This is a genomic window from Kribbella monticola, assembly GCF_003261635.1.
Lineage (GTDB): Bacteria > Actinomycetota > Actinomycetes > Propionibacteriales > Kribbellaceae > Kribbella > Kribbella monticola.
The window spans coordinates 1-15,581 of record NZ_QFXK01000032.1 but is presented as its reverse complement, the minus strand read 5'-3'; the positions used below and the strand labels follow the sequence as shown (position 1 = coordinate 15,581).

Sequence of the window (15,581 nt, the reverse complement as noted above, 5' to 3'; positions counted from 1 at the left end):
TACTCCGATGCCGTCGGCACCGGTCTGCCGCCTGAATGCCCTGCTGGACAAGCCCAAACGGCTCGATCGGTATGGGTGATCACTACCCAGATTCTTGCTGCATTGCCAGCGGTCGAATGTAAGTATCAAGCGCTGTATTCATAGGTACCGGACGGTTTATCGATCGAATGGCGAGTATTTCATCGACCCGATTCGAGCGATTGTTTCAAACGCTCAGCGGCCGAGGAGCCGACTGAGCCAGCCGCCGCCCTGCCGCTCGGCCTTCGGGTGGCCCGGGCACCACTGCCCGGCCGGGACCATCGCCTTGACCTGGGCGACGTGTTGCCCGCAGCCCGCCCAAGTGGTCTTGCCGCAGGTCTTGCAGGTGACGGGTCGGCACATACCGATTTCTCCTTTGGTTGAGCTGGATCAGCGCTGCGATCCGACGAGCGGGAGGCCGGCCTTCGCGGCGTTGTCGAACTGGTCGTCGATCGCGACGAGCCGGCGTCCGGCCGCGTCGAGGAACGAGGCCGCGATCGACGCGCGGTACCCGGCGGCGCAGTGCACCCAGACCTCGCCGGGGGGAACTTCATCGATTCGCCGGGGGAGTTCGTGGATCGGGAGGTTGATCGCCTGCTCGATCCGAGCGGAGGCGAACTCGTCGGCCCGGCGGACGTCCAGCACGACGACCTCGCGGTGATGGCGGACCTGCTCGAGCTCGGCGAAGGTCGCGGTTGGGAAGGACGCCGGCGTACCGAGACTCCAGTTTCCCGGCCCTCCGGTGGCGTACGCCGCAGGCCGGTCGATCCCGATCCGAACGAGTTCACGCTGTGCCTGGGCGACCTCCGTCGCGGTCTTGCCCAGCAAGGTGACTGGCGTGCCCCATGCGATCAGCCAGCCGACGTACGTGGGAAACGCGCCGTCGAGACCGAAGTTCAGCGTGCCGGGCGCATGACCGGCCGCGAAGGCCTTGCGGGTCCGCAGGTCGACGACCCATTCACCTGCGTCGATGCGGCGGCGTAGCTGGGCCGCGTCGGCCCGCTCAGGGATGGACAGATCGGGAGCGCCCGGTCCGGCGGAGTTGGCGGGACCCATGTGCGCGTAGTACGCCGGCCAGGCGCTCAGTCCGGCGAGCAGCTCACGGGCGTAGCGCTCTTCGTCCTGGGTCAGGACCGGATTTGCTCGCTTCTCCTGCCCGATCGTCGATTCGGTCGCGTCGGACTGCGTTGCGGAGCAGAAGGAACCGAATCCGTGCGTCGGGTACACCTCGGTCGCGTCGGGCAGCGTGGCGGCCAGCTTGTGCGCAGAGGCGTGCTGGCGGCGTACGAGGGTGTCGGTGTGCTCGGGACCCAGCAGATCTGGGCGGCCCGTCGCGCCGTACAGGAGCGAGCCGCCGGTGAAGACCGCGAGCGGATCGGCGACGTCGCTGAGCGCATAGGACAAGTGGGTGAAGGTGTGCCCCGGAGTGTGGATCGCGCGCAGGCGCATCCGGTCGCCGATCGCGATGAGCTCGCCGTCCTCGACCGGCGTTCGGTCGAAGGAGACCTTGTCGTCGGCATTGATCAGGTACTGCGCGCCGGCAGCTCGGGCCAGCGCGAGGCCACCGGTCACGTAGTCGTTGTGGATGTGGGTCTCGAAAACGTGCGTCAGCCGAACGCCTTCGCCGTCAAGCATCTCCAGCAGGCGGTCGATGTCGCGCTGCGGATCGACGACGAATGCCACCTCGCCGTCATGGACGAGATAGCTACGGTCTCCCAGCGAAACGGTGTCGACGCTGCGGATCGTCAGGCCGGTGTCGAGTTCACGCATCAAGGGTCCTCACTGTCCACGATCCGATCCGTATCCCCCCGGGGGGATAGCCTGACCGTAACATATCCCCCCAGGGGGATAGCCTCACCGTCGCACTGCAACCTGGAAGAAGGGCTTCGATGGACCTCGAACTCACCGAGATCAAGCCGATCGTCACTCGGATGAAGCGCGCCCACGGACACCTGGGCAGTGTGATCCGCATGATGGAGGAGGGCGCCGACTGCGAGGCCGTCCTCACCCAGCTCGCTGCAGTGAACAAGGCCCTGTCCCGCGCCGGCTACGCCATCGTCGCCACCGGCCTGCAGCACTGCCTGACCAACGAAGACACCGACATCGACCAGGCCAAACTGGAGAAACTCTTCCTCGCCCTGGCCTGACGGCACGCTCGCCGACAGAGCTGGTCAATATGCCGTCTTTGGTCAATAGCCTGTGAGCTACTGCGGCGTGGTGCGCGGGGGATGGGCTGGTGCACCGGCGTCGGGTGAGCTGGAAGCCCGACACAGAGGTGGATCATGAGGCTGGACGGAATCACGGCTGGGCGGCGCGGCGTACTGGTGGGTGCGGCGGCTGCCGCGGCGGCACCTTGGTTCGTGCCGGAAGCGCAGGCGCGGCCGGGCGAGCTCGGCATCGCGGAATTGGCCGAACGGATGGCGGCCGGGCTGATCTCGGCGGAGAGCCTGACCCGGTACTACCTCGATCGGATCGACAAGCTGGATCGGCGCGGGCCGGGGCTTCGGGCTGTCATCGAGGTCAATCCGGATGCGCTGCGCGAGGCGCGGCGGCTTGATGGTGAACGGCGCAGTCGTGGGGTTCGTGGTCCGTTGCACGGGTTGCCGGTGCTGATCAAGGATCTCTTCGACACGGCTGATCGGATGCACACGACTGCGGGTTCCTATGCGTTGGAGGGAGCGCGCCCGCGAGTTGATTCGACTGTGGCGGCGCGGCTTCGCGCGGCCGGCGCAGTACTGCTGGGGAAGACGAATCTCAGTGAGTGGGCCGGTGGTATGTCGCTCACGCATCACGCGGGGTGGAGTGCTCGAGGTGGTCAGACGCGCAACCCGTACAAGCTGGACAGGTCGCCGAACGAGTCCAGCTCTGGGTCTGCGGTCGCCGCGGCTGCCGATCTCTGTGTCGCGGCCATCGGTACGGAGACCAACGGCTCGATCGTCGATCCGGCGGCGGCCAACTCGGTCGTCGGGGTGAAGCCGACCGTGGGCCTGGTCGGTCGCGGCGGAATGATCCAGGGCGTGCCGAGTCAGGACAGCGTCGGCCCGATCGCCCGTTCGGTGCGCGACGCCGCTGTGCTGCTCGGCGCTCTCGTCGGTGTGGACAGTCGCGATCCGGCCACCGCGGGAAGTCGGTTCCACACCGACTACACCCGGTTTCTGGACCCGAACGGCTTGCGGGGCGCGCGCATCGGCGTACCGCGGGAGGTGTACTTCGGCTACAGCAACCATGCCGACGAGATCACCGAGCGGGCGATCGAAACGCTGCGGCGGGCCGGCGCGGTTGTCGTCGACCCGGCCGACATTCCGACCGCGCGGCAACTCGAGGACATCGAGACATCCATTGTGGTGCAGGCGTTCGAGGTCAAGCGAGCCTTCGACAGCTACCTGTCGTCAACGCCTGGCGACCATCCGCGGAGCCTGGCCGAGCTGATCGCTTTCAACCGCGATCATCGCGGCCGCGAACTCCGTTATGTGCAACAGGACGGGCTCGAAGCTGTTCAGCAGCTCGATTTCTCGGAGTCGGAGTACCGCGCAGCGTTGGCGACCAATCATCGGTTGTCGCGGGCCGAAGGCATCGACGCCGTACTGCGCCGGCACCGCCTCGACGCACTCGTGATGCCGACCGGCGCGCCGCCCGGAAAGATCGACCTCATCAACGGGGACAGCTATCTCGGCAGTAGTTCGCTGCCCGCTGCATTGGCCGGTTATCCGGCGATCACCGTGCCCGCAGGATTCGCCTTCGGGCTGCCGGTCGGCATCACTTTCATGGGTACTGCGTGGTCGGAACCGGTGCTGCTACGGCTCGCCTACGCGTTCGAACAGCACACTCACGCGCGGCGTTCGCCGACCTACCGCCCTGGCGACGTCGGCCTCTAGTGTTTACCGGAACCCTTCGCGCTGGGTCTCCTCCGAGGCAACGCGTACACCGTAGTGGTAGGCCAGCTTGCCGCCGAGCCAGCCCGAGAACCCCAGCAAAGCAAGGGCAATCAGGCTGATCACGAAGCCGACCACACTCGCGTCCTCGTACCCCTGGCCGGCCCGGATCGCGAAGTTCACGATGAACAGGACCACGACGGTGAGGTTGGCTGCCATGTGGGTGAGCCCGGTCCGGAACGCGGGCGTGCCGCGAGGGATCACAAGCAGGTCCATCAACCCGAAGAGCGCAGCCACCACCGCGCCGATGATGCCGATGAGGATCAACCAGTAGGCGCCTTCGCTGAACACGCTCTCGTCGCCGGAGCTGGCGAACGCGATGATGTCGAACACGACGCTGGCCACCCAGGCGCCGATCGGAACGGTCACCATCACCGGATGGAAGGGGTGGCCGTACGGGCCGGCCAGGATGCTCTTGGGCTGTTTGGCCTGATTGAGGTCGTTCATGGTTTCTCCCGAGCGTGTTCCAAGGTTGAGCTGGACCGCGCCGCCGGCTCAGCCGACGGCGAGGACTTGGGGACTGGTTTCCTTGATCCGGGTACGGAGCCATTTCCCGCAGAGCTCCGTCTCGGAATGGCACTGCGTGGCGATTTCGAGCAGCTCGGTGTCGCGGCACGCCTTGGCGGCCTGCATCAGGATGACCCAGGTGATCTCGGCCTCCTGCGCCCGCAGATACAGCTCGCGCAGATCTCGCAGCAGCAGCATGCCGGTCATCTCCGACCGGCCGAGGAGCTCAGAAGCCTTGTGCCGTGCGGTTTCCAGCAGGCCTGGCGACTCCGCGGCCGGTGCCGACTCCGCCTGTACGCCGTACTTGCCGGCCACCGTCGCCAACCGGTCCAGGTGCTCGCCGCACTTGCGAGCCAGCGTGTGGCCGAGGTGGAAGAGATCGTGTTCGACGGCATGGCGTTCGCCGGTCAGCCGAAGCCGCTTCGCCAACTCTGTTTCGGCCCGTTGCACGTCCTGGATTGCCTCGTCGATCTTCATGACCGTTCCTCCACGGGCCGGCCGGTCTTCGTCACCCGGACCGCCGCGACCTTGAACAATGGTTGCTTGGACACCGGATCCCATTCGGTGCTGGTCAGTTCGTTCGCCGCGGTCGGCGCTTTCTGGTCGGGCTTGTCCCAGTAGCCGTAGTGGAAGGGAGCGAAGACGACGCCCTCCCGAACGCCGCCGATCCGCGCCTTGGCCTCGAGATAGCCGCGCCGGGATTCGACTCGGACGAAGTCGCCCTCAGCGACACCGAGTCGCTCGGCGTCCGTCGTACCGAGTTCTACCCAGGCTTCCGGTGCTGCGGCCTGGAGTTGAGGTGCTCGGCGGGTCTTGGTACGGGTGTGGAAGTGGTACGCCGTACGGCCGGTTGTGAACAGCATCGGGTAGTCGTCGTCGGGTGGCTCGTGTGGTGGGGAGAACTCGGCGGCCTTGAGGATCGCGCGGCCGTCGGCTTGCTGGTCGGTGAAGTCCTTGCGTTCGTGGGCCGCGCCGGTAAGCAGATCGTGGCCGTAGTCCTCGCAGTACTCGGTCTGGGTGTTGAAGACGTGGTCGGAGTACAGCCGCTCGGTGCCGTCGGGGCTTTCGTCGGTGCACGGCCACTGGATGCCGCTTCCACCGCGCAGCTTCTCGTAGGACAGACCCGAGTAGTCGCACGGCCGGCCGCGAGTCGCCTCGCCGAAGGCGGCGAAGCACTCTTCCGGAGTACGCCACTTGATCAGCGGCCGGCCGTCCTTGTCCTTCAGGCCGAGCCGTTCCGCGTAATCGATGAAGATCTCCATGTCCGGCCGAGCCTCACCGGGCGGATCGACAGCCTTCTCGGATAGGTGGACGGTGCGATCGTGGTTGGTGAACGTACCGGTCTTCTCACCCCAGATAGCCGCCGGGAGGACGACGTCCGCGAACTCGGCGGTCTCGGTCAGGAACGGGTCGCTGACCACCACGAACAACCGGTCCTGGCCGAGGATCGAGCGGATCCGGTGCAGTTCGGGCAGCGAGACGGCCGGATTCGTGCCGGTGATCCAGAGGAACCGGATCGAGCCTTCCTCGGCGTACCGCAGGATTTGCATGATGTGCGTCGGCGGTCCCCAGCTCGGGATCTGGGCCGGCTCGAGATTCCACAGCTTCGCCAGTTCTTCCACGTGTGCAGGGTTCTGCCAGTTCCGCATGCCGGTGAGATCGCCGTTCGCGCCGGTCTCGCGGGTGTTCTGCGCCGTCGGCTGCCCGTTGAGCTGGAAGACGGTGGCGCCGGGTTTACCGATCATGCCGCGCAGCAGGTTGATGTTGTTGACCTGGCAGGCCGACGCCGTCGCCTGGTGCGACTGGTAGACCCCTTGCAGACAAGTCGATACGAGGCGCTCGGAGGCGCCGATGATGCGCGCCGCGGCCCGGATGTCGTCCGCCTCGACCCCACAGATCTCGGCGACCCGCTCCGGCGGGTACGCCGCGACGGTGCTCGCCAGTTTCTCGAAGCCGACGGTGTGCGCATCCACGAACTTCTGGTCGACCCAGCCGTTCGCGATCAACTCGTGCTGGATCCCGTTGAGCAGGGCAAGGTTCGTACCGTTGCGCAAGGCAAGGTGTACGTCGGCCTCCTGCGCTATCCGGGTACGCCGGGGGTCGACCACCACGAGCTTCGGGCGGTCCGGACCCTGGAGTCGATCGAGCATGCGGGACCACAGCACCGTATGGGTTTCCGGCATGTTGTGGCCGACGGCAAACAACGTGTCGCAGCTGTCGAAGTCGGTCAACGAGCCCGGCGCGCCGTCGGTGCCGAACGTCTCCTTGAGCGCGAAGTCGGAGGTCGCGGTGCACAAGCGCGTATTGCCGTCGAGGTGCGGGGTGCCGATGCCGCCGCGGACCATGAGCGCGAGGGTGTAGTAGTCCTCGAGGAACAGCTGTCCGCTGGTGTAGAAGCCCATACCCAGTGGGCCTTGCTCGGTCAGCACCTGCCTGCTTCGATCGACGACGAGGTTCATGGCGTCGTCCCACGTGGCCGGCTTGAGCTCGCCGTCACGCCGTACCAGGGGAGTGGTCAGCCGGTCGGGAGAGTTGTTCGCCTGCCAGCCGAACAACCCTTTGGGACCGAGCCGACCGTGGTTGACGCGGTCCTCGGACCGTCCCCGAACTCCGACGATCCGGCCGTCCTGAACGCCGATGTCCATCCCGCAGCCGTTGGAGCACAGCACGCAGGCCGACTGCACCCAGTCGACACCGCCCGCTTCGACACCGTCCTCGACGAACTCGTCGACCCGCGCCGGCCAGTCGCCGCCGGCCGGGTACGATGTTCGACTGCCCCAGACTTCGGCGATTCGGTCGCTCATCGAAGTCTCCTTCCTTTGTGTCTACAGCTTCGTGCGCACACCCGGTTCGTTGCCCACCTTCCGCACCTGCTCGAGCAGGCTGCCCTGAACCGCCACCTTGCCTTCACCGCGGCGGCCGAGCGGGAGAACGGTTCGCCCGAGCGCATCCTCGAGTCCGGCACCGAACGCGGCGTACAACGCCAGAACCACGAGCAGCAGGCCGAGAACACCGCTGACGTGCTCCCAACCGGTGCGGCCGGTCAACTCGTAGCCTCCGGCAACAAGGAACCGGATTGCGGCCACCGCGAAGACAGCCGTGACGGCGAGTTTGGTGGTCGAAACGGTGATGCTGAGCAGCACCGTCGTCGTACCGCTGAACAGCAGGAAGAGGCCGAGTGCGTCGCTGGTGGCACCAGGTGAGGACGCATGGAGGATCAGGCCGGTGACGAACCAGGTCAGCGCGAGCACGCCCATCGCAGTACCGACTGTTCCGTCCCGGCCGAGGAACGCCAAGATGGAGGCGAGCAACTGGGCGACGGACGCGAAGCCGACCAGCACCAGGGCGACGCTCTTACCCTCGGTGGCCGGGATCCAGCCAAGCTGCAGGCCGGCCAGCACCCAGCTCGCGGCGCCGAGTCCGTACAGCCCGATCGAGGTCGGAGCCCCGATCGGCCGGAGCGAGATCACCACCCGCTCGCGCAGCGCATCCCAGGCAGAGGCTTCCGCCGGGGTCTCGGTTCGATCGCTCATCTGCTCTCCCGGAGTCGAAAGGCAGCGAGCCGGTACCCGCTCAGAACGCCCGATAACCACCGTTCACCTCATCGAGACGTCTGCGGCGCCGGCAGCTCGCGGAGCAGCTGTTCCAGCTCCCGGACCACGCCTCGGCAACCGGTTGCCTTGCCCAGACAGACGCCGTCGACGAGCGCCTCGGCCAGTTCGCAGGCGGAGACGTCGCAACGTACGGCCCAGGCGCAGAGCTGGATCTTCGCCTCCAGCGACGGCAGTTCGTACCAGTCCATCAGGACGGCAATCGCTTGATCCAGTACCGCGACGTGGGCGGTCAGATGGCCGTGGCCACAGATCGGGGCGGCGGTCAGAACCCGGTCGGACATGATGCACTTCTTTCTTGCCACCTCGACCGCTGCTGATGGCTGATGTCGCAACCCCACAGGCCGAGGCCCCGACCCGGCGGTAGCCGTTGTCGAAAGCAAGTACCGGTACCCAGCCTGGGCCCGAATATGCGGGGGTCAGTCGGCCTGGCGGCTGCGGTACTTCAGAAGCCCTTCGATCCCGCGCTGGAACGTCTCGCAGACGGGCTTCGGATCGGACAAGCATCCGGCGGCCATGGCGCCGTCGCGCAGCATGACGAAGTGCTGGGCCGCCGCGTCCGCGTCGGGTTTCCCTGTGTCGGAGAAGAGCTCGGTCATCGTGGCCAGAAACCACTCCCGGTGCTTCTGAACCGCCTGGTGGACCGGATGGGTGGACTCGGGATACTCGGCGGCAGCGTTGAGAAACGCACAGCCGCGGAAGCCGGTGCTTTGGATGTCATCGGCAATCAACTGGCTGACTGCCCGGATCTTTTCGTCGGCCGTTTTTTCCTGCGCCCGAACCGCAGCCACCCGGTCGCGCATCGCCTCGTCGGCCTGTGCCAGATAGGCGACCAGGAGGTCGTCCTTGCTCGGAAAATGCCGGTACAGCGTCGCCCGGGTCACCCCCGCTGTGCTCAGGATGCGATCGATCCCGACGGAGTGGAGCCCTTCGGCGTAGAACAGCCCACTCGCCGTACTGAGCAGCCGCGCCCGTGCTTCCGACATACTCCGCAGGCTAGCAGACAGAACGATCGGTCTTGACATCTGGGTGTCTCTTGGTGAAGTGTCAGGTAGACCGATCGTTCTTTCTCTTGGACAGGGGTTGCTGATGCTTCCCGCACTGCGCAAGCTGTACTACGCCCGTTTCGGGTTCGCCGTTATCTGGGCGATCCTCCTCACCGTGACCGCCTCGAGCCTCAATCCGGCGAGCGTCACGCTCCTGGTCCTCTACCCACTGGTCGATCTGGCCGCAGCCGTCACGGACTTCCGCACTTCGACCGCCGGCCGAAAACCCTTGTATCTCAACATGGCCCTAAGCCTCCTCGCAGCGATCGCCCTCGCCTTCGCCGCAACCTCCGGCATCCCCGCCGTCCTCCGCATCTGGGGCACTTGGGCCATCACCGCCGGCCTCGTCCAGCTGACCGTAGCGATCCTCCGCTACCGCCTAGGCGCCCAATGGCCGATGATCCTCAGCGGCGCCCTCTCCACCCTCGCCGGCACCAGCTTCATCTTGATGGCCGCAGGCAACAACCCGTCCCTCAAACCCCTGGCCGGCTACGCACTTCTCGGCGGAATCTTCTTCCTGCTCTCGGCCCTCCGTCTACGCAAGACATCCGACTGACCGCTGTGTCACCCTTTGAACCATGTCCGTCCCCCGCACAGCCAGGCGATTCCACGCCGGCTTGCTCTTCCCGCTGTCGAACATCATCCTCGGCACGATCTTCCTCGCCGGGATGCTGGCAGTCGACGTCCTGATCGTCGCCACCGGCCTCACAGCCTCCAACACCACCGACCGAATCTGGTCCATCGTCGCCCTGGTGCTGTCCCTGATCGGCTACGCGATAGCCCTGTCCTGGCTGTGCATCGGAATCAATGCCGCTCGTCCGATCCGCATCGACGCGGAGCACCTCTACCTCCCGACTATCGACCTCCGTCGCGGCATCACGCACCTAGCGGTCCCACTCGCCGAGATCGCAAGCGTCGAAATGATCTACCGATCCGCCCCGCGCAACAGTCGCTGGCAGCTGTCGATCATCCGGCTGCACGGCAACAACCTCTCCAGCGACAGCCTCACCTCAGGCCGCGGAAGAACCCACCCGCCGACCGGAACCCGAGCCTCCCACACCACCGAAGAAATCCGCCGCTCCCTCCCCTCCCGCACCCTTCCCTAACGATCGCCCCGGCAGCCGCCGGCTCCCGCGGGCCAAGTCGCGGCGTACCACTGAGCGGCCAACGACACCCCCAAAGCGATCTTGACCGATGCCGAGACACTGTCGGTATCGCGGTAGCCGACGCGTGAGGTAGCTCAGATGCCTCACGCGGAGAGACCGATCGACGAAACTTTCGCGCCCCCCACCTGACCGGGTGGTTCCGTTCCTCGCCTTCCCGCTCCGAACCCGACCCGTCGGCTCTGACCAGGAACCGACGGGCCGGCGAAGGCAAGCTGGTGTTACGCCGCGCGCCAGACCGCGGTGAGCGCGACCGCTCCGCGCGGGGTGGTGTGCAGCACGGTCGTGCCGTTCTTGTAGAGGTACGGCTTCCAGCCACTCGGCTGGTGCCCGGCGGCGTACCAGCCGGTCTTGCTGGTGTCCTTCGGGTTCTGGTAGCGGGTCTTGTTGTCATAGGACCGCTTCGCAGTCCAGCCTGCGAAGGTGTAGCCGGAGCGGGTGAAGGTGTTCTTCCGCAGGGCCGTCGACCGGTCGTAGAGGACCACGGTGGGCGACATCGAGCCCCTGCCACCCGCGGCGGCGTACGTAACCGTGAACTGAAAGCCGTCCAGGCGGTATAGCCGGCCCGCGCCGATGTTGAAGCCCAGGTAGTAGGTGCCGTGCTGGTGGGTGAGGTGTTCGCTTTCGGACCCAGAGGCGTACTCGTAGGTGCGCACCAGCTTGAAGGACCAGTTGTAGACAAAGATGCGGTTCGTCTTCTGCGCGCCCTTGGGGCTGGTGATCACGTAGACGTAGCTCTGGTCGCAATCGATGCCCTGCCCGGTACCGGTCATCGTCAGCTTCGCCGACTTCCCGGTCTGCTTGAACGCGCTGTTGTAGGCGTAGTACTGATTCAGCGTGCCGCCGACGTACCGGTTGTTGACCGCGTCGTAGCACAGCCCGGTCGTTGTATGCGGCAACAGCACGGTCTTCTCGATCGCGAGCGTGCCGGGGTTGATGATCCGGATCGCCCGCCCCTGGGTGGCCCCCTGGACCGAGTCGTCGTTGGTCCAGGCGGGGATCAGCAGCCGCTTGGTGTCGGCGTTGTAGGCCACGTCGTTGCCGTGGCCAAGCAGGTTCGTGTGGTGACCGGAGCGGATCCGGAAGGTCGCGACCTTGGTCGGGCTGCTCGCGTACAGCTTGGTCTTGATCAGCTGGGTGGAGTCGTAGAGCTTCGTGCCGGACTTGGCGTGCTCCGACACGACGGCGTACCAGTAGGTGCCGTCGGTAACGCCGCCGTTGAGCGCCGTGTACTTGGCGGAGGTCGGTTTGGCGGTCCCTGCCACAGTCGGACCGGTAACCCTCGGCAAGGCAGCACTCGCGGTCACCGCGCCACCGATCGTAAGCGCGGTAGCAGCACCAAGCGCAACCACCGCCCGCGCCAGCCGACCGATCCCATACCGAGTAACCATGAAGCCCCTTCGCCGCGCGCTTCCCTGCGAAGCCACGCTTGACCGCACGATAAAGGCCAAGCAAGGTCAACGAAGGCGAGTCCCCGCGCCCGCCGGCGAGACGGCAAGCGTGTCGCCCTCGCTCAGTTCTCGACATCGGCTCGATAGCGAAAGCGATGAGTTATGCCCCGAAGCTCATGCCTCCGGCTCATGCCCTGGTGGAGCCGACGAGGGGACTCGAACCCCTAACCACCGCTTTCTCCGTACTCGCTGCGCGTTGCTGCCCGCTAGTGCTCAGATCCCTTTCTGTATTGGGCTTGCGGCCTGAGGCAGCACGCGTCAACTCTCTCTCTTGCCCGTTGTTTCGCGTTCAAAAGCATGGGCCAAACCATGGGGCTCAGGCCGTGTGGCCTGCTGGCTCGCGGACCAGTTGCGCCGGCCGAAACTTGACAAACCAAGTCCGCCCGCGACGGTTCACACGGTGCCTAGTCGCGCGGAATACCGAGTTCGTGCTTCACGAGCGTCTGCATGTTGTCCCAGATGTTCACTTGGTCGTCATAGCCTGCGTCGGCGTACACGAATTCATTCAAGAGCTCCCGCACTGCGGTGCTGGCGAGCACCTGAGCTTGGGTAACAAGACTCGTGAGACCGGGGTCATCGGAAGGCGGCACGGACGGACCGTCCGTTCGATCTTCGACTCGACTACGCATAGCCTCCACGATGCGGGAGTAGAGATCGGCGCGCTGGGCCCAGAGGCGATCCTCTCTGGCCATCGCCAACGCGTGCTCGCGGTCCTCACGCGCAACCATCTCCGCAAGCCGGCGGCCTTCGCGGCTCTCGACCGCTTGGGCCTCCAGCGCCTCTCGATGCGTGCGCCGTTGAATGACCAGCGCAAACACTGCTACGACGAGTGCAAGCACGCCCACTACAAGCCCACCGCCACCAACCCAGTCCACGACGATCGAGTGTACGGTTCGGGTCGTTCTGGACAGCCGGCACGGGGACCCCTTGGTGGGGCGCATGAGCGACGGGGCTTCCGCGCCATCTCGCAGACCGGTGCGGAGCTGTCTTCTGAACTGGGTGTATGCCGTATTGGTGATGCTCGCAGGCCGTCGCTGCTCTGCGTTGATCTTCCATGCAAGTGGTGGCCAAGGTGGGTGGGCGATACCCCTCGCTGCGAACTCGGGCGGCAAAGCCATAGACGGTCCCTGTCGCACCCGATTTGGCCGCCACGCGTCCATGGTCGCGGTCGATCGCGGATCATGTGAAAGGCTCAAGCCGTGAACACTCGAACAGGCCGGACGGTGAAGCATGGCTAAGCGCGCGCTCAGGAAGGGAAACGAGACGGCTCCGCGGAACGTCATCGGTGAGTGGCTCACGAAGGCCCTTGCCGACGGGAAGGCGACCTTGTTCCAAGAGGGCGCCAAGAGTCGCATCCGCTATGAGGCAGTCGGGCTTGTCGAGAACTTCGATGATCCGGAGGAGTGGGTTCGCGCCGACTTCTGGGCTCAACTGATCTATCAGTACGACTACCCCGAAGAGCGGATCGCGATCGAGGTCCCTGTTCCCGATCGGGTTCCCGGCGACTACGTTGACTTGGCTGTTTGCCGCGATGACGCGCGGACCAACCCGTACATCATTATCGAGTGCAAACGAGACGATGTCACGGCAGCGGAGTTTGAGCAGGCCGTCGAGCAAGCTGTCGGCAACGGCACTTGGTCCAAATTGCGCGCCGACTACGTCATGGTCGTCGCTGGCCTGACGCGCAGAGTTCTCGACGTCAAGAACTACGCGATAGGTGAGCGAAGCAAGAATGTAATCGCGGACCTCCCAGTTCAGTACGGCACTCCGGCTGATCACCGGTTCCACAAGGGCGGACCGATCGACATCGAGGCCGTCGCACGTGAAGAGATGATCGCGACACTGCGCAAGTGTCATGACACGCTCTGGGGCGGCGGGAAGTTGTCGCCGCCGCAGGCGTTCGGCGAACTCTGCAAGTTGCTCTACATCAAGATTGCCGACGAGCTGAAACCTCGTAAGCCGGGTGATCCGTATGACTTCCAAGTACGGACCCGGGAGACGCCGAAGCAACTCTCGGAGCGGATGACTCGGCTCTACAACGAGCACCGGCGGAAGTCGCCAGACATCCTCAACTCGGAGTTGATTGTCGAGCCCTCGACGATGATGCTGCTCGTCGAGCACATGCAGTCCACGAGTTTCGCGGGGACCGATGTGGACGTCAAAGGTCTTGCCTTCGAGATGTTCATGGACAGCTTCTTTAAGGGCGACTTCGGCCAGTACTTCACGCCGCGTGAACTCATCAAGTTTTCCGTGGACCTCCTCGATGTCGACTCAACCGACATGGTGTGTGACCCTGCGTCCGGATCCGGTGGCTTCCTCCTGCACGCCCTGGAACGGGTGCGTGAGAAGGCGGACGACTATTACACTCCTGGCTCGGCCGAGAACTACGCAATGTGGCATGGGTTCGCGACGAACAACCTCTTTGGCATCGAGATCAACGAGGAGATCGCTCGTGTTGCCAAGATGAACATGGTCCTTCACGGGGACGGCCACACGAACATCGTTCGACACGATGCGCTCGACGACGAGAAGGCCCTCAGAAGACTCAATAAGGCTTTCGCCTTCAACAACTTCGATTTGGTTCTCACCAATCCGCCGTTCGGAGCCAAGATTCGGTTGGACGAGAGGCCGTTCCTCGCTGGCTTCGTCTTGGGCAACACATGGAATCGACGGGGCAAGGGGACTCCACGCAAGCGCCAGTCGAGCGAGATTGTGTTTATTGAACGTGTCTGGCAACTACTCAAGCCCGGCACCGGCCGAGCCGCCGTCGTGCTGCCGGACGGCATTCTTACGAACAGTCGAACTGGATACGTACGCGAGTTCATCTTTGATCGCTTCGAGGTGCTGGCGGTCGTGAGTCTTCCCGTCGCCGCGTTTATGCACTACGGCGCTGGTGTGAAGGCGTCGATTGTTTTCCTCCGAAAGTTGGGAGATACCGAGGAGCCAGTGAACGATAAGCCATTCTTCCTGGCCGAGGCGACACTCGTCGGCTATGACGCCACGGGACGTGAGGGACCGAATCAGCTTCCCGAGATCCTGGAGGCTTATCGCAAGTTCGTTGACGACCCTGCTCCGTTCGTTGTCGAGATTCCGTCGCTCGGTGGGCAGGCGACCGCCGCCGAAGATGAGGACTTCGAAGATGAGTGATGGCGCTGTTGGCGTTACGGCAACGGGTGCGCGCGTACTGGCGACAGCTCAGCGGCACTTTGTGAGGCGAGCCGATCCGAGACATCTTCGGATGTCGGTCGAAATGGCTGCACGCTTTGCGTCGCCGAAATATCCTCTCGTCGCGCTCGGCGAGCTGCTCGTCGAGCCGATCGCATATGGGACCTCAGAGCGGCTATCCGAAGAGGCCATTGGACACCCTGTGCTGCGTATGAACAATCTGACGATGCATGGCTGGGACACGGCCGACGTCAAGTACCTCGATGTCCCGGCTGCGGACGTCGCTGCACTGCAACTTAAGCGCGGCGACGTGTTGGTCAACCGAACAAACGGGTCCATCAACCTGGTAGGGAAGGCGGCGGTCTTCGATTTGGACGGGGGCTGGCTCTTTGCCTCCTACCTTCTTCGCGTTCGTGTGGACGAGCGCAGGATCTTGCCTGAGTACCTCGCGTACTTCCTGAACTCGCCAGCGGGACGCTTGCAGATCGAGCGCGTCGCCCGACCGATCCTCATGGTGAATGTCAGCCCTCCCGAATTGCGCAGTTTGCAGATCCCGTTGCCGTCCGTCGATGAGCAACGCAGACTAATTAGGCCTGTCCAAGATGCGCTGAAAGCCAAGAAGTCGCGAGAGCGAGATGCCGCAGCCGAGTTGAAGGCTATCAATGTGGCGTTCTATAAGGCCGTCGGT

The 15,581-nt window shown here is 64.8% G+C and carries 16 protein-coding genes; 6 read left to right on the top strand and 10 right to left on the bottom strand.

Annotation, left to right across the window (positions count from 1 at the left end):
- Positions 1 to 213: 213 nt before the first annotated feature.
- Both DIZ26_RS37950 and DIZ26_RS22160 read right to left on the bottom strand, forming a co-directional pair.
- Positions 214 to 381: a hypothetical protein gene (locus DIZ26_RS37950; RefSeq protein WP_198676225.1), complete on the bottom strand. Its 168-nt coding sequence runs from the start codon at positions 379 to 381 to the stop codon at positions 214 to 216.
- A gap of 27 nt (positions 382 to 408) precedes the next feature.
- Positions 409 to 1,788 carry an MBL fold metallo-hydrolase gene (locus DIZ26_RS22160; protein ID WP_112244558.1) on the bottom strand — a complete coding sequence of 460 codons (1,380 nt, stop codon included), beginning with the start codon at positions 1,786 to 1,788 and terminating at the stop codon, positions 409 to 411.
- Positions 1,789 to 1,907: 119 nt separating this feature from the next.
- Here DIZ26_RS22160 and DIZ26_RS22155 point away from each other — a divergent pair, with 119 nt between their 5' ends.
- Both DIZ26_RS22155 and DIZ26_RS22150 read left to right on the top strand, forming a co-directional pair.
- A complete protein-coding gene (locus tag DIZ26_RS22155; RefSeq protein WP_112244556.1) occupies positions 1,908 to 2,165 on the top strand; it encodes a metal-sensitive transcriptional regulator in 258 nt (85 codons plus the stop codon).
- 135 nt (positions 2,166 to 2,300) lie between these two features.
- The gene (locus DIZ26_RS22150; RefSeq protein WP_112244554.1) at positions 2,301 to 3,893 is read left to right on the top strand and encodes an amidase; all 1,593 of its coding nucleotides are present in this window, start codon (positions 2,301 to 2,303) and stop codon (positions 3,891 to 3,893) included.
- A gap of 3 nt (positions 3,894 to 3,896) precedes the next feature.
- Here DIZ26_RS22150 and DIZ26_RS22145 read toward each other — a convergent pair whose 3' ends face one another.
- From DIZ26_RS22145 to DIZ26_RS22120, 6 genes are all read right to left on the bottom strand, one after another.
- Positions 3,897 to 4,397 carry a DUF2231 domain-containing protein gene (locus DIZ26_RS22145; RefSeq protein WP_112244552.1) on the bottom strand — a complete coding sequence of 167 codons (501 nt, stop codon included), beginning with the start codon at positions 4,395 to 4,397 and terminating at the stop codon, positions 3,897 to 3,899.
- Between the two features lie 48 nt (positions 4,398 to 4,445).
- Positions 4,446 to 4,934, bottom strand: coding sequence for a hypothetical protein (locus DIZ26_RS22140; RefSeq protein ID WP_112244550.1), 489 nt, complete (start codon positions 4,932 to 4,934; stop codon positions 4,446 to 4,448).
- Positions 4,931 to 7,261 carry a molybdopterin oxidoreductase family protein gene (locus DIZ26_RS22135; RefSeq protein ID WP_112244548.1) on the bottom strand — a complete coding sequence of 777 codons (2,331 nt, stop codon included), beginning with the start codon at positions 7,259 to 7,261 and terminating at the stop codon, positions 4,931 to 4,933. The genes DIZ26_RS22140 and DIZ26_RS22135 overlap by 4 nt, the downstream gene beginning before the upstream one ends.
- 21 nt (positions 7,262 to 7,282) lie before the next feature.
- Positions 7,283 to 7,990: a GPR1/FUN34/YaaH family transporter gene (locus DIZ26_RS22130; RefSeq protein WP_112244546.1), complete on the bottom strand. Its 708-nt coding sequence runs from the start codon at positions 7,988 to 7,990 to the stop codon at positions 7,283 to 7,285.
- A gap of 68 nt (positions 7,991 to 8,058) precedes the next feature.
- Complete coding sequence (locus DIZ26_RS22125) at positions 8,059 to 8,352, bottom strand: hypothetical protein (RefSeq protein ID WP_112244544.1); 294 nt, start codon at positions 8,350 to 8,352, stop codon at positions 8,059 to 8,061.
- Positions 8,353 to 8,487: 135 nt separating this feature from the next.
- Positions 8,488 to 9,054 carry a TetR/AcrR family transcriptional regulator gene (locus DIZ26_RS22120; protein ID WP_112244542.1) on the bottom strand — a complete coding sequence of 189 codons (567 nt, stop codon included), beginning with the start codon at positions 9,052 to 9,054 and terminating at the stop codon, positions 8,488 to 8,490.
- Between the two features lie 103 nt (positions 9,055 to 9,157).
- Here DIZ26_RS22120 and DIZ26_RS22115 point away from each other — a divergent pair, with 103 nt between their 5' ends.
- Positions 9,158 to 9,670 carry a hypothetical protein gene (locus tag DIZ26_RS22115; protein ID WP_112244540.1) on the top strand — a complete coding sequence of 171 codons (513 nt, stop codon included), beginning with the start codon at positions 9,158 to 9,160 and terminating at the stop codon, positions 9,668 to 9,670.
- Positions 9,671 to 9,692: 22 nt separating this feature from the next.
- Positions 9,693 to 10,220, top strand: coding sequence for a hypothetical protein (locus DIZ26_RS22110; protein WP_112244538.1), 528 nt, complete (start codon positions 9,693 to 9,695; stop codon positions 10,218 to 10,220).
- 278 nt (positions 10,221 to 10,498) lie between these two features.
- Here the strand turns inward: DIZ26_RS22110 and DIZ26_RS22105 are convergent, their stop codons facing one another.
- Positions 10,499 to 11,542, bottom strand: a complete 1,044-nt coding sequence (locus DIZ26_RS22105; protein WP_157979781.1) for an InlB B-repeat-containing protein — start codon at positions 11,540 to 11,542, stop codon at positions 10,499 to 10,501.
- 590 nt (positions 11,543 to 12,132) lie between these two features.
- A complete protein-coding gene (locus DIZ26_RS22100) occupies positions 12,133 to 12,603 on the bottom strand; it encodes a hypothetical protein (RefSeq protein ID WP_157979780.1) in 471 nt (156 codons plus the stop codon).
- A gap of 355 nt (positions 12,604 to 12,958) precedes the next feature.
- Between DIZ26_RS22100 and DIZ26_RS22095 the strand changes: the two genes are divergently transcribed.
- On the top strand, positions 12,959 to 14,875 hold the full coding sequence (locus DIZ26_RS22095) for a restriction endonuclease subunit M (RefSeq protein ID WP_112244532.1): 1,917 nt from the start codon (positions 12,959 to 12,961) through the stop codon (positions 14,873 to 14,875).
- Between the two features lie 91 nt (positions 14,876 to 14,966).
- Positions 14,967 to 15,581, top strand: a 615-nt coding sequence (locus DIZ26_RS22090) for a restriction endonuclease subunit S (RefSeq protein ID WP_198676224.1), incomplete at its 3' end; no start/stop codon positions are given.